This window comes from Gordonia otitidis, assembly GCF_020735545.1.
GTDB lineage: Bacteria > Actinomycetota > Actinomycetes > Mycobacteriales > Mycobacteriaceae > Gordonia > Gordonia otitidis.
The window spans coordinates 4,825,104-4,846,753 of record NZ_CP085974.1 but is presented as its reverse complement, the minus strand read 5'-3'; the positions used below and the strand labels follow the sequence as shown (position 1 = coordinate 4,846,753).

Annotated in this window: 17 protein-coding genes; 7 read left to right on the top strand and 10 right to left on the bottom strand. The window is 65.8% G+C overall.

The genetic code is table 11. The annotated features are described in order from the left end of the window. The first annotated feature begins 11 nt into the window (after window positions 1–11). The 3 genes from LK459_RS21895 (at window position 12) to LK459_RS21880 (ending at window position 4,968) form a co-directional block, all read left to right on the top strand. Complete coding sequence (locus LK459_RS21895) at window positions 12–1,406, top strand: 3' terminal RNA ribose 2'-O-methyltransferase Hen1 (protein WP_227920765.1); 1,395 nt, start codon at window positions 12–14, stop codon at window positions 1,404–1,406. Beyond that, window positions 1,403–3,973 carry a polynucleotide kinase-phosphatase gene (locus LK459_RS21890; protein ID WP_227920764.1) on the top strand — a complete coding sequence of 857 codons (2,571 nt, stop codon included), beginning with the start codon at window positions 1,403–1,405 and terminating at the stop codon, window positions 3,971–3,973. Before LK459_RS21895 ends, LK459_RS21890 begins: the two co-directional genes overlap by 4 nt. A 548-nt stretch (window positions 3,974–4,521) precedes the next feature. Further along, window positions 4,522–4,968 carry a DnaJ family domain-containing protein gene (locus LK459_RS21880; protein ID WP_227920762.1) on the top strand — a complete coding sequence of 149 codons (447 nt, stop codon included), beginning with the start codon at window positions 4,522–4,524 and terminating at the stop codon, window positions 4,966–4,968. A 45-nt stretch (window positions 4,969–5,013) separates the two neighbouring features. Here the strand turns inward: LK459_RS21880 and LK459_RS21875 are convergent, their stop codons facing one another. After that, window positions 5,014–5,466 (bottom strand): VOC family protein, encoded by a 453-nt coding sequence (locus LK459_RS21875; protein WP_227920760.1) that lies wholly within the window; start codon window positions 5,464–5,466, stop codon window positions 5,014–5,016. Beyond that, window positions 5,466–6,617: an FAD-dependent monooxygenase gene (locus LK459_RS21870; protein ID WP_227920759.1), complete on the bottom strand. Its 1,152-nt coding sequence runs from the start codon at window positions 6,615–6,617 to the stop codon at window positions 5,466–5,468. Before LK459_RS21870 ends, LK459_RS21875 begins: the two co-directional genes overlap by 1 nt. A gap of 113 nt (window positions 6,618–6,730) precedes the next feature. Between LK459_RS21870 and LK459_RS21865 the strand changes: the two genes are divergently transcribed. After that, a complete protein-coding gene (locus tag LK459_RS21865; protein ID WP_227920757.1) occupies window positions 6,731–7,318 on the top strand; it encodes a TetR/AcrR family transcriptional regulator in 588 nt (195 codons plus the stop codon). Window positions 7,319–7,324: 6 nt separating this feature from the next. On the opposite strand, the gene LK459_RS21860 is transcribed toward LK459_RS21865, so the two are convergent. Together LK459_RS21860 and LK459_RS21855 are read right to left on the bottom strand one after the other, a co-directional pair. Beyond that, window positions 7,325–8,470 (bottom strand): lycopene cyclase family protein, encoded by a 1,146-nt coding sequence (locus LK459_RS21860; protein ID WP_227920756.1) that lies wholly within the window; start codon window positions 8,468–8,470, stop codon window positions 7,325–7,327. After that, window positions 8,467–9,267 carry an SDR family oxidoreductase gene (locus LK459_RS21855; RefSeq protein WP_227920754.1) on the bottom strand — a complete coding sequence of 267 codons (801 nt, stop codon included), beginning with the start codon at window positions 9,265–9,267 and terminating at the stop codon, window positions 8,467–8,469. The genes LK459_RS21860 and LK459_RS21855 overlap by 4 nt, the downstream gene beginning before the upstream one ends. Window positions 9,268–9,353: 86 nt before the next feature. Between LK459_RS21855 and LK459_RS21850 the strand changes: the two genes are divergently transcribed. Beyond that, window positions 9,354–10,982 carry an ABC-F family ATP-binding cassette domain-containing protein gene (locus LK459_RS21850; protein ID WP_227920752.1) on the top strand — a complete coding sequence of 543 codons (1,629 nt, stop codon included), beginning with the start codon at window positions 9,354–9,356 and terminating at the stop codon, window positions 10,980–10,982. 11 nt (window positions 10,983–10,993) lie between these two features. Here the strand turns inward: LK459_RS21850 and LK459_RS21845 are convergent, their stop codons facing one another. The 6 genes from LK459_RS21845 to LK459_RS21820 all read right to left on the bottom strand — a co-directional run bounded on the left by LK459_RS21845 (window position 10,994) and on the right by LK459_RS21820 (window position 18,609). Continuing rightward, the gene (locus LK459_RS21845; RefSeq protein ID WP_227920751.1) at window positions 10,994–11,578 is read right to left on the bottom strand and encodes a class F sortase; all 585 of its coding nucleotides are present in this window, start codon (window positions 11,576–11,578) and stop codon (window positions 10,994–10,996) included. Between the two features lie 11 nt (window positions 11,579–11,589). After that, entirely contained in the window at window positions 11,590–12,546 is a 957-nt protein-coding gene (locus LK459_RS21840) for a prealbumin-like fold domain-containing protein (protein WP_227920749.1), read from the bottom strand. A 134-nt stretch (window positions 12,547–12,680) separates the two neighbouring features. Continuing rightward, complete coding sequence (locus tag LK459_RS21835) at window positions 12,681–13,277, bottom strand: hypothetical protein (protein WP_227920747.1); 597 nt, start codon at window positions 13,275–13,277, stop codon at window positions 12,681–12,683. 251 nt (window positions 13,278–13,528) lie between these two features. After that, the gene (locus LK459_RS21830) at window positions 13,529–15,076 is read right to left on the bottom strand and encodes an acyl-CoA synthetase (RefSeq protein ID WP_227920745.1); all 1,548 of its coding nucleotides are present in this window, start codon (window positions 15,074–15,076) and stop codon (window positions 13,529–13,531) included. 106 nt (window positions 15,077–15,182) lie between these two features. Continuing rightward, window positions 15,183–15,761, bottom strand: coding sequence for a TetR/AcrR family transcriptional regulator (locus tag LK459_RS21825; RefSeq protein WP_007241136.1), 579 nt, complete (start codon window positions 15,759–15,761; stop codon window positions 15,183–15,185). Between the two features lie 13 nt (window positions 15,762–15,774). After that, a complete protein-coding gene (locus tag LK459_RS21820; protein WP_227920744.1) occupies window positions 15,775–18,609 on the bottom strand; it encodes an aconitate hydratase in 2,835 nt (944 codons plus the stop codon). A gap of 516 nt (window positions 18,610–19,125) precedes the next feature. Here LK459_RS21820 and LK459_RS21815 point away from each other — a divergent pair. Continuing rightward, on the top strand, window positions 19,126–19,734 hold the full coding sequence (locus LK459_RS21815) for an Rv1476 family membrane protein (protein WP_227920742.1): 609 nt from the start codon (window positions 19,126–19,128) through the stop codon (window positions 19,732–19,734). A 360-nt stretch (window positions 19,735–20,094) separates the two neighbouring features. Continuing rightward, window positions 20,095–21,648, top strand: coding sequence for an NlpC/P60 family protein (locus LK459_RS21810; protein ID WP_227920741.1), 1,554 nt, complete (start codon window positions 20,095–20,097; stop codon window positions 21,646–21,648). Window positions 21,649–21,650 lie beyond the last annotated feature (2 nt).

The window sequence follows — 21,650 nt, the reverse complement described above, 5'->3', positions numbered from 1 at the left end:
AGGGTGAAGGCGTGTTACTAGCCCTCGAGATTGCACGAACCGCTGCTGATGGCGGCCGATCGCTACCTCCCGCGACGGATCTGGGCTTTCTGCTGCACAAGCATCCCGACCGGGTGCAGCGCTTCGCCACCACACAGGGGGAGGCGACGGTGTTCTATCCCGTCGCAGCGGCTGATCGCTGCCGCGTCGTCCTGCACGTCGACGGCAGCGGTGCCCGCGTGGACACGCATACCGACGTCGACCGATACGTCAACACGATTCCGTACGCGGCGTCGACTCGCCTCGTGGTCGCGATGGGCAAGGTTTTCGGTGACGCCATTGCAGGACGCTGTCCGAGCCGCGCGGAACTCGTCGACCATGCGTGGGACATGACGGTGTCGATTCCAGCAGTTCCCGTGCGGGCGGAGCTTAGGCCTGAGGACGTGTTCGGGCCCCTCGGCTGGTCGGTGACGGCGCGTGCCGAGCCGCTGATGCCCGCAGACTGGGGTGACTCCGACTTCGCGACCCTCACGTTGTCCGGCCGATTCACGGTGCGCGACAGCCTACGACACATCGCCGTCGCACTGCCTGCCCTCGCGGGCGACAAGCACTATTTCGTCGATGACGACGAGGTCGACAAACTGCTCCGCCTCGGGGACGGCTGGCTCGCGGAGCATCCCCGACGGGACGCGATCGTGCGTGGGTACCTGAAGCACCTGGGCGGCCTGACGACGGAGGCGCTCAGTCGGCTCGGCTCGGATCGTGTCGCTCCGGAGAGTGCCGAGGACGAGACACGCGCCGTCGAAGCCGACCGGCGAAGCCCCGATACGCGAAGGACGCTGGCCGATGAGCGTATTGCGACGGTCGCCGAGATCATCCGCGGCACGCAGGCGCGTTCGATGCTCGACGTCGGTTGCGGCGAGGGGCGCCTGCTCGACGCGCTGTCCGCCGACAGCACGGTTACGCGCCTCGCCGGCGTCGACGTTTCCACCGACGAATTGCGTACGGCTGCAGGACGACTCGAGCGTCGGCGGGGGATCGAACTATGGCAGTCCTCGCTGCTCTACACCGATGAGCGCTGCCGCGGATTCGACGTCGTGGTCCTGATGGAAGTGATCGAGCACATCGATCCCGGCCGGCTGCCGGTTGCCGTCGACTCGGTTTTCGACACGATGCAACCCGGTGCTGTCATCGTCACCACACCGAACGCCGAGTACAACCCGGTCTACGGCCTCGACAACGGCTTTCGTCATCCGGACCACCGCTTCGAATTCACCCGCGACGAGTTCGAGTCGTGGTGTGGACGGGTGGCAGCCGACTATTCGTACGAGGTGACCCTGTCGGGGATCGGGCAGGTCGTCGACGGCGTCGGAACCCCCACGCAGAGTGCGGTATTCCGGCGAATCGACGTGGGAGGTGCTCGATGACGGTCATCGAACTGCCCAGGTTGTGCCTGGTGGTGTTGGTTGGGGTGTCGGGCGCAGGCAAGTCGACGTTCGCGCACAAGCACTTCGCGCCGACAGAGGTGCTCTCGTCGGATGTGTTCCGAGGCCTTGTCGCCGACGACCCGAGAGACCAGTCCGCCACAGGTGACGCGTTCGGTGCACTGCTGGACATCGCGGATCGTCGACTCCGCCGTGGACTACTGACCGTCGTCGACGCGACGTCGGTGCGGCCTGAGGACAGAAAAGTGCTGCTCGATCTCGCCAAGGAGCGGGACGTGTTCGCCGTGGCGATCGTGCTCGACGTAGGGCTCCCCGATCTCGAGCGGCGTGCGGAGAACCGCCCCGACATCGATCCAGGTGTGATCGGACGCCAGCACCGACTATTGCACCGGCACGGAAAAAGCCTCCGCAAGGAGGGATTTCGATTCGTCCACACGCTCGACGGGGTCGATGCGATCGACGAGGCGAGGGTCGTGCGTACCCGGCTCTTCAACGATCGCACCGACGAGCACGGACCGTTCGACATCATCGGTGATGTCCACGGCTGCGCACGAGAACTGTGTGCGCTCCTCACCGCACTCGGCTGGACTGTGCGGCGCTCGCAGGCGGGCGACTTCCTCGGCGTCGACGCTCATCCTGACGGCCGTCGTGTGATCTTCGTCGGTGATCTCGTCGACCGGGGCCCCGACACCCCGGAGGTGCTGCGGATCGCCATGTCGATGACCGCCGACGGGCAGGCGTTCTGCGTACGTGGCAATCACGAAGAGAAGTTGCTCCGCGCGCTGCGTCAGCGGCGGTCGAGGTCGGCGACCACCGAGCAGGCGGCCCGGCACGGACTCGCCGAGTCACTCGAGCAACTCGACGCCGAGCCGCCCGAATTCGTCGCCGAGGTGCTGGATTTCATCGATGGCCTGGTGTCGCACTATGTCTTCGATGACGGACGTCTGGTGATCTCCCACGCCGGGTTGCCGCAGCGTTACCACGGGCGCACGTCGGGCAGGGTGCGGAGTCTGGCCATGTACGGCGAGACGACCGGTGAGACCGATCGGTGGGGTTACCCGGTGCGTCTGGACTGGGCGCGCGATTACCGCGGTGACGCACGGGTCGTGTACGGCCACACCCCGGTGCCGCTGCCCGAATGGGTCAACAACACGCTCTGCGTGGACACCGGTTGTGTGTTCGGTGGACGGCTCACTGCGCTGCGCTACCCGGAGAACGACGTGGTCGGGGTGGCGGCTGCCGAGACGTACTGGCCGTCGGAGCGACCGATGGGCTACGGCGACTCGGACGCCGACGAACGCGTCCGCTCTCGTCTGCGATTCGACGACGTCGTCGCAGGCGACAAGCGGCTGATCTCGACACGGTTCGGTCCGTCGGTCACCGTGCGCGGCGACCGCGCCGCGTCGGCGCTCGAGGTGATGTCGCGTTTCGCGGCCGATCCCCGCTGGCTCCGGTATCTGCCGCCGACGATGAGTCCGGTCGGCGCACAGCGTGCCGACCTGCTCGAGGACCCCGATGCCGCATTCGCCTACTACGCCCAGGCGGGCGTCGACACGGTGCTCTGCGAAGAGAAGCACATGGGGTCGCGTGCGGTGGTGGTCGTCACCCGTGACGCACGCGCGGCCAAGCGGGGCTTCGGCATCGACGGGCCCGGCGCGCTGTACACCAGAACCGGCCGCATGTTCTTCGACGACGAGACCACCGCTGGGTTACTGCTGCGGGCACGCAGCGGGGCGTCCGAGCTGTTCGACGCGCTGGACTGCGACTGGGTGATTCTCGATGCCGAATTGCTGCCGTGGAATATCAAGGGGCAGCAGCTGATTCGCGACAACTTTGCAAATCTCGCCGCAGCGGCGTCCGTCGAACTCGACGCATACGCCGGTGAACTCGACACCGCAGCCACGCGGGGGCTCGACGTGGGCAACCTTCGGGATTCGGTGCACAGCGAGCGTGCGGACATCGACGCCTTCAGTTCCGCATATCTGCGGTACGTGACACCGGGCGCAGGCATCGACGACGTGCGCATCGCGCCGTTCGAGGTGCTTGCAGCGGGCGGAGGCGAGTCGGTGTCGCGGACGTTCGAATGCGAATCGCACCTGTGGCACCTCGACGTCGCCGACCGACTCGTGCGCTCCGAACCCTCGTTGTTCGCGCCCACGGCACGACGACTTGTCACGACGACCGATCCGTCGTCGTGTGCCGCGGGCACGCGCTGGTGGGAACGGGTCACGGCTGACGGAGCGGAGGGCATGGTGGTCAAACCTCTCGCGAACATGGTGCGCGACAAGAAAAATCGTCTCGTGCTCCCCGGTGTGAAGGTTCGTGGCGAGGAGTACCTGCGCATCATCTACGGCCCGGGGTATCGCCATGACCTTGACCGGCTGAGATCTCGCGACCTGCGGCACAAGCGGTCGATGGCGATGCGCGAGTACCAACTCGGTCGCGAAGCTCTCGCCCGGCATGTCGACGGCGCGCCGCTGTGGCGGGTCCACGAGTGTGTATTCGGCGTCCTGGCACTGGAATCCGAGCCGGTGGATACTCGGCTCTGAGCTGAGGAGGCACCATCACCGCTCGGATTCACGGTGATCCGCGTCCTGTCACAGCGTCTGCTGTCGGCAGCCACTCGTCGACGCTGAGCAGGAACGGGAATCGTCTCCGCACGCGAGGAAACCGGGATCATCTCCGACGAGCTGTACACGAGGTGCTCAACCTCGGTCTCGCGCGCCAGGTCGGCCACCATGATGCCGGCGGCGACCTCGGATTCGTCGGACATCGGCCGGCCCGGTTGTCCGGAACTCGGTTGAACGCTGAAGACGCTGTCTGCCCCTCGAATGCCGAACGAATCGATGCGCTGTCGGCGAAGTCTCCACGGACCTTTCCACGCCGGTCGCAGCCAACTGTTCTGCGCGCAGCGTCGACTGGTCCCGGACCACTGCTCGGACCTTCCAGCCCGCAGCGCGCAGGGCTCGGGCGACCGATCCTCCCTGCTACTTCGCACGCTGGGCAGAACAGCACCGGCTCTCTGTGCTCTACGACGGGTAGCGGCGATGGGGCGAGCGCGTGCCGTGGCATCCCGAATACGTGGCACCCTGGATACATGGACGAACCAGAGCGACGGTTTCGTCGTGTCCGTCGATGGAAGCCGCCCACATACGAGACCCGCGTCGAGAAGATGATCCGCGAGGCCACCGAGCGGGGTGAGTTCGACGACTTGCCGGGCATGGGGAAACCGCTCGATCTCTCTGACGCCAACGATCCGGATTGGTGGGTCAAACGCAAGATCCGCGACGAGGGGCTCGATTCGACGGCACTGCTGCCCGCCTCTCTGCAGCTACGCAAGGAGGCACAGGGATTTCCCGCTTCTCTGGTCGATGTCGCCGACGAAGCCGCGGTCCGTGACATACTCACCGACTTCAACCGTCGGGTTCGAGAAGCTCATCTGACCACGCGCGCGGGTCTTCCGTCGGTCGTCACCGCGCGCACTGTCGATATCGACCGGCTTATCGAGGAGTGGCGCGAGCTCAGGCGGTCCGATCGACGCTGAGCGGTGCTGTGGTGGGCTTTCGGTGCTGTCTCACGCCTTCCGTGTTCACCTCGGCGGGTCCACCACCACCGAGCGGTCGAACGTCGCCGACTCGAATCCTCCCTTGGGATCTGTATAGATCTGGATCGTCATGCCGTCCGGTGTCGTCAGGCGTACGACCTGTCCGATGTAGCCGGTGATCGCGCGCGTGTGCGGCACCTGTTGCCGATCGAGATGCGTGATCCACTCCCGGAGTGTCTTCTCGTCGGCGACTCCGAAGGTCACCGGATCGAAGTCCGAGACTCCTTGCGCTGCACTTGGATTCAGGCGCAACTCGACGAGTTGATGCACGCCCGGTATCGAGATCACCACGGCGTAGCGCTGCCCTGCCGAGTCGTGGTGGTCGAATCGCCCGATGTGTTCGGCACCGAAAACCCGTGCGTACCAGTCGATGCTCTGCTCGAGGTCGGAGACGGGAAACTTGAGGTGGTGGACTCCGGTGAGCGACGGCGACGTCATCACGCCACAAGCTCTGCCATGTGCAGCGCCATCTGCTTGCGGGCGGGCGGCAGATGCCCGATCGCGTTCATCGCGAGGTCACGCAGCTTCATGGCGAGCGGATTCTCGGCGACCGACGCGGAGGTCATGATGTTGGTCAACCGCACGGTGGACGCCGCGATCGGTCGTCGACGGTGTTCGTAGGTGTCCAGGTTCACCGTCGGTGTCGATGACAGGGCCGCGGCCAGGACCATGCCGAGCTCGTAGGCGTCCTGGATGCCGAGATTCATTCCCTGGCCGCCGGCCGGGCTGTGCACGTGGGCGGCATCGCCCGCGAGGAAGATGTCACCTTTGCGGAAGCGTTCGGCGATGCGGTGGTGGACACGGAACTGTGATCCCCACGCAATGCGGGTGACCCTCGATCCGGTCGGGCCGCGGGTGTCGAGGACGTCCTGAACCAGAGCGACGTCGACGTCGTCGACCTCGTCCGGCCATGTGAACAGGACCCTTCGTCGGCCTTCGGGCAGTGGCCCGCTCACAACGATTCCGTTGGGGGAGAAGAAGTTCTGCACCTCGTCGAAACGCAGCGGCCAATCGCTGAACTCGGCATCGGCGAGTACGAACGACTGCGGATAGTCGCCGCCCACGAAATCGATGCCCGCCGATTCGCGGACCACCGAGTGCGTGCCGTCGGCGCCGACGACGAATCGCGCCCGGACTGTCTCGCGTCCATCGGGACCGTCGACGTCGACGTCGATGCCCTCGCCGGTGTCGTCGAGCCCGACGACGGTGTAGCCGCGGGTGACCCGGCCGCCGAGATCGTGCAGTTTGTCGGTGAGTACCTGCTCGGTTCGCCACTGCTGAATGGTGGTGACGTGCGGATACCTCGTGTCGAGGTCGGCGAATCGCAGTTCGTTGAGTAGCTTCTCGCGGTTGCGGAACGTGAAGTACGGGACCACGACACCCTCGGCCACGAGTGTGTCGGCGACACCGAGTTCCTGCAGGATCTCCATGGTGCGTGCCTGGATGGCCGCAGCTCGCGAGGCATTATGGCCCTCGGGCTGCTTGTCGAGGGTGAGTACGTTCCGGCCTGCGCGTGTCAGGACGGTGGCGGCGACGAGTCCGGTTGGGCCTCCGCCGACGATCAGTACGTCGATGTTCTCGGGCAACATGTCCTTCTCCTTGATCGGGTGAGGATCTGCGCGCGATGCGCACTCCGGTGGATCAAGTCAGTCAACGCGTGTTGGCCAACGTCTGTTGATCATAACCCGTTAGACTCGTCGGTATGCAACATGTGGCCGGTATGACAAAGAAGGAGAGAGCGGAGCGCTCCCGTGCCGCGATCCTGGTCGCGGCACGGGAACACTTCGCGCGCAGTGGTTTTGCCGGTGCAACTGTGCGGGCAATCGCACAGGACGCCGACATCGACCCCTCGATGGTCATGCGCTACTTCGGCGACAAGAGGGGCCTGTTCACCGCTGCGACGACGGTGGACGTCGACGTCCCCGACCTCGCCGCGCTACCGGAGGAACGACGCGGCGCAGCGGTCGTCGAACACTTTCTGCGCATCTGGGACGATGCCGAGTCGCAGGACCTGCTCAGTGTGCTGCTCCGAAGTGCGATGACCGATCCCGTTGCGCGTGATCGTGTTGTGGAGATCGTCGAGGAGCACATGTTGCCCATGGTCGCGGCGGTGGTACCGGACGAGGGCGAGGCAGTGGTGCGCACCGGCCTTGTCGCCACACAGATCCTGGGATTGGCTTTGTGCCGCAAGGTCTTGGCTCTCCCGTCGGCCACCGAGGTCACCGCGCAGACACTGGTGAGGACCGTCGGGCGCGCGATCCAGGATTACCTGACGGCGCCTCTGGGCTGACCTGGATCAGTCTAGGGTGACGTCAGGCCATCCATGCCCGGCCACCGCGCCGCGACCGACCTTCAGTCGCGTACGCATACCGACCTTGCTGATCACGCGTCCCATCGCCTCCAACGTTCCGGCGAGGTCGTCTCGCCCGCTGAGGTAGCTGCGTTGGGCGCTGATCGGCATGGTGAAAAACGCCTCGAAGAAGTCGAGGGTCTCCTCGGCTGAGAGACCGAGCAGCGCCGACAGTCCGCGTACCCGCAGCTCATGCACCGAACGCACTGACGTCGGCCACAGTGCGGCCACGGGGTCGGCACCCTCGGCGACCGCGGTCGCGACGATATCCGCGCATGCCAATGAAGCGGCCACGCTGTAGCCCGTCGTCGGATTCTTCAGCCCGCCCGCGGCCCCGAACCGGAACACGGGGTCCTTCCACGGCGTCGTCGACGCGCCGACGAGGGGAAAATTCACCGACTCAGTGCGGAGCACCGACGGATGATTGTCGCCCAGTCTCACCAGGAGCCGGTGGTGGAGCTCTGCGAGCGGTAGCGCGGGATGTCCGGCCAGACAGGTCTCCTCGAGCAGTACTGTGCCGTCGCCGAGAGGTACGGCATAGAGGAACGACGGAAGTGGCGAGCCCGCTGCGCCGAGTTGTCGGGGGCCCGTCCACTCCATGAGCAGCGCGCCCGCGCCGTCGAGAATCGGCTCCGCGTCCCGGGCGTCGACGACGATCCCGAACGCCGTCTGATAGGGCGCATCGTGTGGCAGAGCGCCGCGGCAGTCGATGATCTGCTCGGCATGCAGCACCGAGCCATCCGTGCAGACCACCTCCCGTGGCGACACCGAGGTCGCGGTCGACCTCACCAGCGCCACCCCGTCGAGATCCAGTTCTGCTGCGAGGGCTGCATTGTCGAGCACCGTGTAGCCGCGGGCGATCTCGTGGCGGGTTCGAGCGTGGACTGCAACGGTGTCCATCCGAGATCCGAATGCGTTGGTGCTCAGCCAGTTCGGCAACTCGTCTGTCCACGCGGCATACGTGGCCTGCCAGATTCGGTCGGGATGCGGATCGACCAGAGTGGTGCTCACCCCATGCTCACGCAGGCGATGCGCGAGCCCTCGTCCCGCGGGACCGCCACCGACGACGATCGCCGTTCGCGACGGACTCACATCGATCCGGTGGCCAGCAGTCCGCCGTCGACCTGCAGGGTCTGGCCGGTGATCCAGGATGCGTTCTCGCCGACCAGAAATGCCGCAGCCTGTGCGATGTCCTCCGTGCTGCCGAGCCGTCCGAGGGGATAGCCGGCAACGGCGCGGGCTTCGTTGTCACCGGCGATGAGCGCGTCTGCGAACTTCGTCTTCACGATGGCCGGTGCGATGGCGTTGACGCGGATGTGTTTCGGACCCAGTTCCCACGCCAGTTCGGCGGTGAGACGGATCAGTGCCGCCTTCGACGCTCCGTAGGCGGCGATCACGCCCGTTGATCGCAGGCCCGCGACCGAGGCTATGTTGAGCACCGCACCGCCGGAGTCGGCCATCCCTGCGCGGTAGGCCTCCTGCACGAATCCGAGGGCGGCGACCACGTTGGTGTCGAAGATCTTGCGCACCGCATCGAGATCGGCGTCGACGAGCGGTCCGTAGGTCGGGTTGATGCCGGTGTTGTTGACCAGGATGTCGATACCGCCGCCGAGGCGGACTGCGGCCGCCACCGCGTCGGCGCGGTGGGTGGCGTCGCCGGTGTTTCCGGGGCAGACGTCGACCTTTGCCCCGTCGACCGCGGCACGAATCGACTCGGCGGCCTCGCTCAGCGGGTCGGGTTTACGGCCGGTGATCACCACACTTGCGCCCCGACGTGCGAGTTCGGTGGCGATGGCCAGGCCGATGCCGCGACTCGCGCCCGTGACGAGGGCGGATCGTCCGCTGAGATCGGTCGGAGAAACGGAAGTGTCAGCTGTGCGTTCGGTCACCTTGCCACCGTATCGAGCGACGTGGGGGCTGCGTGGGTCAGCGGGGTGGAAAAACCACTGGTTGCCGCACAGTAGACTGGTATGTCGTGATCACCGCGAGCGACCTGGAAGTTCGAGCGGGCGCTCGGACCCTGTTGTCGGCGCCCGGCTCCGCGATGCGTATCCAACCTGGCGACCGTATCGGACTCGTCGGACGTAACGGCGCAGGAAAGACCACCTCACTGCGTATTCTCGCCGGCGAGACGGAGCCGTACGCGGGCACGGTGACGCGCACGGGTCAGCTCGGATATCTGCCGCAGGATCCCAAAGAGGGCGATCTCGACGTCGTCGCGCGTGACCGTGTGCTCTCCGCGCGGGGTCTCGACGAGATCATGCACCAGATGGAGAAGCAGCAGGCCCTCATGGCCGAGGCCGCCGACGACACCGTCCGCGACAAGGCCGTCGCCAAGTACGGCCGACTCGAAGAGCGGTTCTCCGACCTCGGCGGCTACGTCGCCGAATCGGAGGCAGCACGGATCTGCAGCAGCCTCGGCCTGCCAGACCGCGTTCTCGGTCAACCGCTGCGCACATTGTCCGGCGGACAGCGTCGTCGCATCGAACTCGCACGCATCCTCTTCGCCGCGTCCGACGGCTCGGGTAAATCCGATACGACGCTGCTCCTCGACGAACCGACCAACCACCTCGACGCCGACTCGATCACCTGGCTGCGCGGATTCCTGCAGAACCACGAAGGCGGACTCGTGGTGATCAGCCACGACGTCGATCTCCTCGCCGATGTCGTCAACAAGGTGTGGTTCCTCGACGCGGTGCGCGGGGAGGCCGACATCTACAACATGGGGTGGAAGCGCTACCTCGACGCCCGCGCGACCGACGAACAGCGCCGCAAGCGTGAGCGCGCCAACGCCGAGAAGAAGGCGTCGGCGCTGCGCGCGCAGGCCGCCAAACTCGGCGCGAAGGCCACGAAGGCGACTGCGGCACAGCAGATGCTCAAGCGTGCCGACCGGATGATCGATTCGCTCGACGCCGAGCGGGTGGCCGACAAGACCGCGCGTATCAAGTTCCCGGAACCGGCGGCGTGCGGCAAGACCCCGCTGATGGCCTCGGGTTTGAGCAAGTCCTACGGCTCGTTGGAGATCTTCGCGGGGGTCGACCTCGCCATCGACAAGGGCAGCCGCGTGGTGGTGCTGGGCCTCAACGGAGCGGGAAAGACGACGCTGTTGAAGGTTCTCGCGGGAGTCGAGGCGCCAGACACCGGAACGCTCGAACCGGGTTACGGACTCAAGATCGGGTACTTCGCCCAGGAACACGACACGCTCGACGACATGGCGACCGTGTGGGAGAACATCAGGCACGCGGCGCCCGACGCGGGCGAGCAGGATCTGCGTGGACTCCTCGGAGCGTTCATGTTCACCGGTCCTCAACTCGATCAGCCCGCGGGAACGCTGTCGGGCGGTGAGAAGACGCGACTCACTCTCGCAGGACTCGTCTCGTCGGCCGCCAACGTGCTTCTCCTCGACGAGCCCACCAACAACCTGGACCCGATCTCGCGTGAGCAGGTCCTCGACGCCCTGCGCAGCTACACCGGAGCCGTGGTTCTCGTGACCCACGACCCCGGTGCCGCAGCCGCGCTCGATCCGCAGCGGGTGATCCTGTTGCCCGACGGCACCGAGGACCACTGGAGCGAGGAGTACCAGGAGCTGATCGAGCTCGCTTGATCCGCGGTTGATCAGGCGCGGGTTGCCCAGGCGATCACGTTGTCCTTGTAACCCAGCGGTGGTCCGACGAACTGGCCGCCGCACGTGACGAGGGCCAGTGTCTCGGGCCCGTCGACGCGGTTCAGTTCGTCGGAGGGGAACCCGGTCTCTTTGTCGGCGTTCTGGATTCGTGTCACACGGTAGTTGATCTGCTGACCGGACGCAGTGGTCACTGCGACCGTCTCGCCCGGTTTCATCGTCGCGAATCGCGCCGCGAATCCCGTGCCCTGGTCGGCCTCGTTGACGTGGCCGGTGACCACGATGGTGCCCTTTCCGGATCCCGGCAGCGAGGAATCGACCCACCATCCGAGGCGGCGTACGTCCTGCGGCGGCAGCAGCGCCCCGGTCGTGTCGGTTGCCACTGCCTCGGTAATTGCTGAATCACCACCTACGGCAATGCTTTTCGGAGCGGACTTCTCGTCGGTGCGGGCGGCGACGGGCGCCGGCAGTTCAGCCTGCGCCGACGGAGCGGTGGCCGCCGACTCACGGTCGCTCGTCGAACACCCGCCGACCACCAACGCGAAGCCCAGTGCCACCAGGCAGAACAAAGCGCGCATGCGTGGCCCGTTCACGGCTGACTCACCGGTCCCGACGGAACAGACGACAACGGGACGCGCGAGGCCGGATGACGGTCGCTGACGTGTCCCACCGGCGTGTTGTAGACGGTCACCGTCGACAACTTGTCGGTCGAGACATCGACAGTGTATGTACGATCCTCGGCGACATAGCCTTTCGGTGCCGTGATCTCACGAGCCCGATAGCATCCGGGTGCGACCTCGTGGTTGACAACGCCACCGTCACCGGTCGTCACCGTTCCCAGCGACTGCCCCGAACACGTGGACAAGGCGAATCCCGCGCCGGGCAACTTCGCTCCGGTGATCCGGTCGGTCTTGACCAGCTGGAGTATTCCGGTGGTGCCATCACCACCGTCGTCGACCCTCGCAAACGAGATCTGGATGTGGTTGCCCAGCAACCCCACCTCGACGTTGCCGCTCCCGGAGACGAGCTTCAGGCCGTCCGGCCACGCGAGCGTCTCGTATCGATAGGTACCGACGTTGAGAGTGAGGTCGGTCGGCGCGGTCGCGAGGGTCACCGCTCCGGTCTGGGTGTTGGTGAGGCGGATACGCACGTTGTGCACCGGCGTGATGCCGCCGTCATAGGGAATGAACGATGCGACGTACAGATGTGCGCTCCCCGACTCCGGTGGAGTCGACGGAACACTCGAACTCACCGAGGTCGGGGCCTGCACGGGTGTAGACGGGTTGGGGGACGACGGATTCGGCGCCGACGGCACGGTGGGTGACGGGTCGGTCGTCGGCGGTGTGGTGGTCGTTGTCGGTACCGCCGTCGTCGGCGTGTCTACTGACGTCGTCGATGGAGACGACATCGACGGCGGCGGCGGTGTGTCGGCCACGCCGACGGCGGGTGTCGCCACGGCGCCCACGAGAATCCCGGCCGCAAGCGCGGTGATCACTCGGCGTCTGGGCCGAAAACTGTTGTGGCAGTGCGTGATGTGCTTGGACATTGTCACTGAGCCTTTCATGGGGTGGACGGGCCCCGACACCCGGAATGTCGACTACATCGGTGGTTGCGTTATCGCAGTGACGCGGTGCGAGCCCTAAATCATTCGCATGCCGTACGCGCAGCGGTCCACGGCGGTCACGGCCGGTCGACGGGTCCCGACGGGATCGAATCCAGTGGAGTGCGGGCGCCGGGATCGCGACCGGGGACCACTCCGGTCGACCCCTCGTCGACTGCGAGACGGATGAGATAGGTGGCGCTCTGTCCTCGCCGCACCGTCACGCCGTCCGTCGCGGGACTGACCAGTCGCAACCCCTTCGGCACACTGACGACCGTGAACTTCAGCCCGCCGTGAGAGGTCTGCAGCGTCGCCGGTGTGGTGACCGTGTAGGAGCCAGGCCAGGTGACCCGCACCGTGACCCCGTTCACGGTGTCGTGCGCGCCTTCGAGAACCGCGTTCAGGTGCACTGTGCTGACCGGGAGCGAGCCATCAGGTGGTGTCGTGGTGGGCGGTGTCGTGGTCGGTGGGGTCGTGGTGGGCGGTGTGGTCGTCGGTGGGGTCGTGGTGGGCGGTGTGGTCGTCGGTGGGGTCGTGGTCGGCGGTTCGGTGGTGCCCGGAGGTGTGGTGGTTGCCGGGGGAGTCGTCGCAGGCGTTGTGGAGGCGGCAGAGGAACCTGCGGGGACGGAAGGGTCGTCTGCATGTGCGGGTGCCGTGCCGGCTACTGCCGCAGCCATGGTGAGAACGAAGGCTCCCAGCAGGAACGCTGCGCGTAATATGCCGCGCTGCAGGCGAACTCGCGAACAGGCGAGACGTGCGGTGTGGTGCCGTCGAAGACGGCGTGACTCGGTGGTGCGCATGGCGCGCTCTCGATCTCCCCGACCCAATTCGGATCACTGTGTGACCCCCGATACTGTCTCTGTCCGAATCGGGAAGAAGATCGTTAACAGGCGCGAAGAACCGTTACCGGCGCGTTATCGACGGTCATTCAGACGGTCGACGGCCAGTACGCCTTGCGCAGTTGGCCTTTCACCAGCTTGCCTGTCGGTGTGCGCGGTAGTTCGTCGACGAAGTCGACGGTGCGGGGCGATTTGTATGGGGCAAGGGACTCCCGCACGAAGTCGAGCAACTCGGCGGCGAGTTCGTCGGACGGTGTGTATTCGGGGGCGAGTTGGACGCACGCCTTCGCCACTTCGCCGAGATCGTCGTCGGGGACGCCTATCACCGCGACGTCGTAGACGGCCGGATGGTTGATCATGACGTTCTCCGCTTCCTGCGGGTAGATGTTCACGCCACCGGAGATGATCATGAACGCCTTGCGATCGGTGAGGTAGAGAAAACCATCGTCGTCGACGTAGCCCATGTCGCCGGTGGTGGCCCAGGTGGGGTGATCGGGGTGATAGGCGGACGCGGTCTTCTCGGGATCATTGTGGTATTCGAACGCCGGAGTGTCGCGTTCGAAGTACACCAATCCCACTTCGCCGGTCGGCACCTCGGCGCCCGTCTCGTCGCAGATCCTGATGACTCCCATGCCGGCTCGACCGACCGAGCCCGGATGGGTCAGCGCATCCTCGGAACCGATGAAGGTGGCGCCTGCGGCCTCGGTCGATGCGTAGTACTCGTAGATCACCGGACTCCACCACTCGATCATGGCGCGCTTCACCTCGGCGGGGCACGGCGCGGCAGCGTGGATGGCGACCTTCAGGCTCGAGACGTCGTAGCCGGTGCGGACATCCTCCGGCAACTTCAGCATCCGGATGAACATCGTCGGCACCCACTGGCTGTGCGTGACGCGGTACTCCTCGATCAGTTGTAGGGCGTCGATCGGGTCGAAGTGGTCCATGAAGACGACGGTGCCGCCCGTCGAATTCGTCACGCCGCAGAACCGCAGCGGCGCAGCGTGATACAGCGGAGCAGGGGAGAGATAGACGCTGTCGGAGTCGAATCCGTACATCGGGCCGAAGATCGCTGTGTAGGCGTCGGGAACCTCTGCCACGTTCCCCACAGGAAGTGGTGTGCGAATTCCCTTGGGGCGTCCCGTGGTTCCCGACGAATACAGCATGTCGGTACCCCGGGGCTCGTCGGTGCGGGGGGTATCGGGCGCAGCGGCGAGGACGGCGTCGTAGTCGTCGAAACCGTCGATCCGGCCACCCCAGGCGATCCGGTGTCCTGGTACGGCGAGAGCCGGGATCTGCCCGGTCTGCGATACCGCATCGGACACTGTCGCGTCGGCGAACACGACCTGTGCAGCGCTGTCGGTGAGGATGTAGCCGGTCTCGTCAGCGGTGAGATGATGATTGACCGCCGTGACGTAGAGCCCGCTGCGCAGCGCGGCCCAGTAGACCTCGAACATGTGTAGGTCGTTGCGGGACACCATGGCGATCGTGTCACCGGGACGCAAACCCAGTGCCTCGAGGTGGTTGGCGAGACGCGCGGAATTGTCGTCGAGTTCCCGGTAGGTGAGGCTCAGTCCCCGAGCCGCGTCGATGATCGCAGGCTTGTCGGGGGTGGTGGCGGCGATGACACCTGGGAACACGGGCTCTCCTCTGATCGAACAGCATGTACGGCTCCGTGTGATCCTATACCGAGCGATCGCTCGGGGTGAGTGGAATCACAGACACCCGCCGTCGACGAGGACCTGACTAACCCTCCACACTGCTCGGCGCCCGTACCGACGCCTCGACGAGGTCCAGCACGGCGTGCAGGTCGTCAGTCGGGCGACCGGAGGCGAGTCTGGTGATCAAGCCGTCGAGCACGAGGTCGAGGTAGGCGAGCAGGACGTCGGTGGGAACGTCGTCACGCAACCGCCCGGTCTCCCGACCACGCTCGAGCCGATCGAGGGTGGCCTTCTCCAACTCCGCGGAGCGTTCGAGCCACGCGGACCGGAACGTCGGATCCGTTCGCAGCTTGCGCGCGATCTCCAGTCGCGTACCCAGCCAGTCGAAATCCTGTGGGCGAGCGAGCATGTCGCGCATGACCTGGACGAGACCCTGCTCCGCGGCCACGTCGGCCATGCGCTCGGCGTCTTCGCGAGCGAGTGCGAGGAAGAGTGCTTCCTTGTCGCGGAAATGGTGAAAGATCGCGCCACGAGACAGTCCTGTGGACTCCTCGATGCGTTTGACCGTCGCTCCGTCGTAGCCGTACTCGGCGAAGCAATGCCGCGCGCCGTCGAGAATCTCCCGACGACGCGCGGCAAGGCGGTCATCACTGACCTTGGGCACTGAGCTCGCCCTGTCAGCTCTTGATCATGTTGCGGAGCACGTACTGCAGGATGCCGCCGTTGCGGTAGTAGTCGGCCTCACCGGGTGTGTCGATGCGCACCTTGGCGTCGAACTCGATCTTCGAGCCGTCCTCCTTGGTGGCGGTGACGTGAACCGTCTTCGGCGTGGTGCCGTTGTTCAGTTCTTCGATGCCGGTGATGTCGAAGGTCTCGGTTCCGTCGAGGCCCAGCGACTTGTGCGACTCGCCGTCAGGGAACTGCAGCGGGATCACACCCATACCGATGAGGTTCGAGCGGTGGATACGCTCGAAGCTCTCGGTGATGACGGCCTTGACGCCCAGCAGGCTGGTGCCCTTGGCGGCCCAGTCACGCGAGCTGCCGGTGCCGTACTCCTTGCCGCCGAGCACGACCAGCGGGGTGCCCTGCTTCGCGTAGTTCTGCGCGGCGTCGTAGATGAATGACTGCGGAGCACCCTCCTGCGTGAAGTCGCGGGTGTAACCACCCGTGACATCGACGAGCTGGTTGGCGAGACGGATGTTGCCGAAGGTCGACCGGATCATCACCTCGTGGTTGCCGCGACGTGCACCCAGCGAGTTGTAGTCCTTGCGGGCCACACCATGTGCGTCGAGGTACTGCGCGGCAGGGGTGCCGGGCTTGATCGTCGACGCGGGGGAGATGTGGTCGGTCGTGACCGAGTCGCCGAGCTTGGCGAGTACACGAGCACCCTTGATGTCGGAGACCGGATCCGCCTCGAGCTTCATACCCTCGAAGTACGGAGGCTTGCGCACGTAGGTCGACTCGTCGTCCCAGTCGAAGGTCTTGCCCTCGGGAGTGGGCAGGCTCCGCCACCGCTCGTCACCCTTGAACACGTCGGCGTAGTCCGCCGCGTACTGCTCGGGGCTGATCGAGCTGGCGATGGTCTGAGCGATCTCCTCGTTCGACGGCCAGATGTCCTTCAGGAACACGTCGTTGCCGTCCTGATCCTGGCCGAGCGGGTCGTTCTCGAAGTCGAAGTCCATCGTGCCCGCGAGCGCGTAGGCGATGACCAGCGGCGGTGACGCGAGGTAGTTCATCTTCACGTCGGGGTTGATACGACCCTCGAAGTTGCGGTTACCCGAGAGCACCGCGGTGGCGGTCAGATCGTTGTCGTTGATCGCCTTCGAGATCTCCTCGGGCAGCGGGCCCGAGTTGCCGATGCAGGTGGTGCAGCCGTAACCGACCAGGTAGAAGCCGAGCTTCTCGAGGTACGGCCACAGACCGGCCTTTTCGTAATAGCCGGTGACGACCTGCGAACCGGGAGCCATCGAGGTCTTGACCCACGGCTTCTGGGTGAGACCCTTCTCGACCGCCTTCTTGGCGAGCAGGCCCGCGCCGAGCATGACCGACGGGTTCGAGGTGTTGGTGCAGCTGGTAATCGACGCGATGGTGACGATGCCGTGGTCGAGAATCATGTCACCGCGCTCGGGCGAGGAGATCTTGACCGGCTTCGAAGGCCGTCCCTCTGCGCCCTTGCTGGCGTTGTGGGCGGGCTCGTAGTCGTCGTCGGCGAACGACAGCTTCGCGCCGTTCGGGTCGATTGCGGGCGCATCCGACGCCGGGAAGCTCTCGGCGTTCGACTCGTCGACACCGTTGTAGGCGGGGGTGCTGCCCTCTTCGACGTAGTTGTGGATGTCCTTGCGGAACGCGTTCTTGGCGTCCCACAGCTCGATGCGGTCCTGCGGACGCTTCGGGCCGGCGATCGAGGGGACGACCGTCGACAGGTCGAGTTCCATGTACTCGGAGTACGCGGGCTCCTCGGCGTCCTTCTCCAGCCACATACCCTGTTCCTTGGCGTACGCCTCGACGAGGTCGAGGGTCTCCTGGGGGCGGCCGGTGAGCTTGAGATAGCTGATGGTCTCGCTGTCGATCGGGAAGATCGCGCAGGTCGAGCCGAACTCCGGGCTCATGTTGCCGATCGTTGCGCGGTTGGCCAGCGGAACCTCGGCGACACCGTTGCCGTAGAACTCGACGAACTTGCCGACGACGCCGTGCTTGCGCAGCATGTCGGTGATGGTCAGCACGACGTCGGTCGCGGTGACGCCGGGCTTGGTCGCACCTGTCAGCTTGAAGCCGACGACGCGGGGGATCAGCATCGAGACGGGCTGCCCGAGCATTGCCGCCTCGGCCTCGATACCGCCGACGCCCCAACCGAGCACGCCGAGACCGTTCTGCATCGTCGTGTGCGAGTCGGTGCCGATGCAGGTGTCGGGGTAGGCGACATCGGTCCCCTCGGCGTTCGGTCGGACCATGACCGAGCGTGCGAGGTGCTCGATGTTGACCTGGTGGACGATCCCGGTGCCCGGCGGCACGACGCGGAAGTCGTCGAATGCGCCCTGGCCCCAACGAAGGAACTTGTAACGCTCTTCGTTGCGCTGGTACTCGATCTCGACGTTGCGCTCGAAGGCCTGTGCGTTGCCGAACGCCTCGATGATGACGGAGTGGTCGATAACCATCTCGGCGGGCGCAAGCGGGTTGACCTTGTCGGGATCGCCACCGAGTTCCTTGACGGCGTCGCGCATGGTGGTCAGGTCGACCACGCAGGGCACGCCGGTGAAGTCCTGCATGATGACGCGTGCGGGCGTGAACTGGATCTCGATGCTCGGCTCGGCCGAGGGATCCCAGTTGGCGATCGCGGTGATGTGGTCCTTCGTGACGTTCGCGCCGTCCTCGGTGCGAAGCAGGTTCTCGGCGAGGACCTTGAGTGCGTAGGGGAGCTTCTGGGTTCCCTCAACAGCGCTCAGCCGGTAGATCTCATACGACTTGTCGCCCACCTCGAGGGTGCCTTGGGCGCCAAAGGAATTGATACTCACGACTTATCCACTCTCCTCGTGCCGACGGGCTGCGTCGGCGTCGTTCGACGTCTCGCGTGTGCGCACGCGTGACTGCTTGGCTGGCTCGTCGACGAACGCCGCTCGTCGACTCCGACCGTCACCCGACGGGCTGCGTCGAGTGTTCGAGTGCTGTCGGTGGCGTCGGCGGGTGGTGCCGAGGCCTACCTGCCCTCACGGGCGGCCACGGGGCCGCCGTGGTCACCACCTCATGTTAACAGTACGGTTGTACTGTTAACAACACGCGACACGCTCGGCAACCGCCCGCCTCCAGCATCCTCCATTCTGTCGCATGGCACGAGACGAGGTTCACCCGGTCGCGAGGGGGTCGGCGACATTTAATGACCGCGAAACCTTCGCGTGTGACACGCGGGGGTAGGTCCCCGACGACGATCGGCCATTGGGCAGGATGGTCGGGGCAGCCAGGCTAACGGGGCAGCGCTGGCCTCGGGTAGCGCACAGCGTGGTCGACGCGGAGCAGAAAGTTGGGTACATCCGATGAGTCCAGGTCCACAGGGCTATCCCGCGATAATCCCTGCGAACGTCGACATGGCAGCGCTGCGATCAGAACTCCTCGCCGATCACGTCGCCGCGCCCGCTGATCAGGAGCCCGAACTCCGGTCGTTGGTGGCCCGCGCCAAGTCCGACGGCTACGAGCTCAACGTCGTCGTGCTGACCGAGTCGCAACCCAACTTCACCTACTACCGCGACATCGCAACCGAGCTGCAGTCCCAGGTGGGCGGAACAGTGCTGGTGATCGGGCCCAACTCGGTCGGCAGTGCGTCGAACGAGTTCAGTCGCGTCGTGCAGGAGCAGGCGATGGACGATCTCACGCTGCAGAAGCCTACGGTCGCCGCGACCCAGATGTACGACGAGCTGACTGCGCCGCAGATCGACTGGACCCTGGTGACGATCGTCCTGATCCTGGTGACGATCGTCGGCGCGGTGCTCGCCCGCGTGCGGTCTGTTCGAGCGCGTCGACGCCGCGGCGAGGACGCGGCTGTGGTCGTCGATCAGGGACGTCCGGATACACGAGGGTCGTCGGGCCTGGGCGAGCAGACCGCCGAGTCGGCCGCCGACCGGACTGCGGACTCGTCTGCCACGTGAGCCTCGCGGTCACGACCGCCTGAGGTCGGACACGTCCCACATCCGAGGTCCCGCCACCTCCTCACATCTCGTTGCCAATTCGATACGCGACCAGTCGCGTCGTCTTTTGGGCTGTTCACGGCATTTTCGCAGGTAATCACCCGTATGTAATTCGTGGCAGCGGTTTTCTCGTGTGTCCGATGTGACGTACGGTTCTCATGTCACTTGTGTTGCTATTGGTAGCCGATGCACCACATGTGGTAGGTGATGCACGTTAGTCGGTTGGGGAAGACGTGCACCCTGTGTTCGGACATGGAGATGCGTGCGACTCGAGGCGATCACTCGAGTCATGGCATCGCCGGCGAGGGCGAGGAGTTTCACGTGAGGCGAGTGACCACCGGTGTGGCCCGTGGTGCCCCCAGGCGGGGTGGACCGCGGTTCGCACGTTTCGGGGCCGCGCTTGCGGTCGCGTTGCTCAGTGGCATGGGTGCGGGCCAGGCCATGGCCGCACCAGGTGCGACAGCACCGAAGAAGCCGAGTGCGGTGTCGACACTGATCAATCAGATCGCGACGGCAAACCAGAACATCAAGGATCTCGACGGCGCAGTTGCCGTGCGCCAGGAGAACGCCAACCGGTCGCTGGCCGACTACCAGAATTCGGTCGCAGCCCAACAACTCGCCACGCAGGCCGCCGAGGGCGCCGAGAACTCCCTCGACAAGGCCACCCGCGCCACCAAGGACGCGCAAAAGTCCTTCGACGCGCTGATCCGCGATGTCTACCGGAACGGCAGTACGACCAGTTCGATGACGAAATACGTCTCGTCGGACAACCCCGACAGGGTGCTGGAGCGGATGTCCACGCTCGATCGGGTTGCCCGCAACCAGCAGGACACCATCCGTCGCCTGCAGGTTGCCCGCAATCAGGAGGCCAACCGTGTGTCGGCACTGCAGGCGCTCAAACGCCAGGCGGCGCTGGCGACGTCGGGTGCCGAGCAGCGCAAGAACGACGCTCTCGCCGCGGTCCGCGAAGCGCAGTCGGCGATGGCGGGCGAGCAGCAGCGTCGCAACTCGCTGGTCGCCCAGCGCAACGCCGTGCAGCAGAAGCTCGACCAACTGCGGGGCACCGTCACCACGCCCAAGAAGGTCGACGCTCCCGCGCCGACCGACCTGCTGTCGGGCTTGTTCCCGGGCATCCCGGGACTCCCCGGACCGCGACCGGCAGCGCCGGGCGCGACGGAGGTCGACGCCACCAGCGACAACCAGGCCCTCCAGGTCGCCGCAGAGGCGGCCGCGCGCCTCGCGGGAGATCTTGGGCAGAAGGCGTTGGCGGCGTTGGTGGGGCAAGCACAGATCCCGCACTCGGAGTTGCTCGACGAACTCGGTCTCGGAGGTGCGTCGCTCGGATCGTCCGGCGCGGACAGCATCACCAGCCGACTCGGCTCGGGCAGCCTCGGCACGCTGTTCGGCAGCTCCTCGGGTGGTGGCGGGGGTCCGGTCCGGCCGGGCCTGCGTGGCCCCCAGGCGGTCGAGATAGTCGTGAACCGTGCGCTGTCCCAGCTCAACGTGCCCTACGCATGGGGAGGCGGCGACGCCAACGGCCCGACGCAGGGTATTCGCGACGGCGGTGTCGCCGACTCCTTCGGCGACTACAACAAGATCGGCTATGACTGCTCCGGCCTGATGATGTACGCCTTCGCGGGCGTCGGCATCCAGCTTCCGCACTACACCGGCTATCAGTACACGTCGGGTCCGCAGGTGCCGCTCGCGCAGATGCAGCGCGGCGACATGATCTTCTACGGCCCCAACGCGAGTGAGCACGTCGCGCTGTACCTCGGTGACAACAAGATGGTCGAGGCACCGCAGTCGGGTGACGTGGTGAAGGTGTCTCCACTGCGGACCGCGGGCGCGATGCCCAACGTGGTGAGGCTTCTCTAGCC

Coding starts and splice junctions, on each gene's coding strand:
- LK459_RS21890 (WP_227920764.1), top strand. CDS start 1,403: ATGACGGTCATCGAACTGCCCAGGTTGTGCCTGGTGGTGTTGGTTGGG.
- LK459_RS21880 (WP_227920762.1), top strand. CDS start 4,522: ATGGACGAACCAGAGCGACGGTTTCGTCGTGTCCGTCGATGGAAGCCG.
- LK459_RS21875 (WP_227920760.1), bottom strand. CDS start 5,466: ATGACGTCGCCGTCGCTCACCGGAGTCCACCACCTCAAGTTTCCCGTC.
- LK459_RS21870 (WP_227920759.1), bottom strand. CDS start 6,617: ATGTTGCCCGAGAACATCGACGTACTGATCGTCGGCGGAGGCCCAACC.
- LK459_RS21865 (WP_227920757.1), top strand. CDS start 6,731: ATGCAACATGTGGCCGGTATGACAAAGAAGGAGAGAGCGGAGCGCTCC.
- LK459_RS21845 (WP_227920751.1), bottom strand. CDS start 11,578: ATGCGCGCTTTGTTCTGCCTGGTGGCACTGGGCTTCGCGTTGGTGGTC.
- LK459_RS21840 (WP_227920749.1), bottom strand. CDS start 12,546: ATGTCCAAGCACATCACGCACTGCCACAACAGTTTTCGGCCCAGACGC.
- LK459_RS21835 (WP_227920747.1), bottom strand. CDS start 13,277: ATGGCTGCGGCAGTAGCCGGCACGGCACCCGCACATGCAGACGACCCT.
- LK459_RS21815 (WP_227920742.1), top strand. CDS start 19,126: ATGAGTCCAGGTCCACAGGGCTATCCCGCGATAATCCCTGCGAACGTC.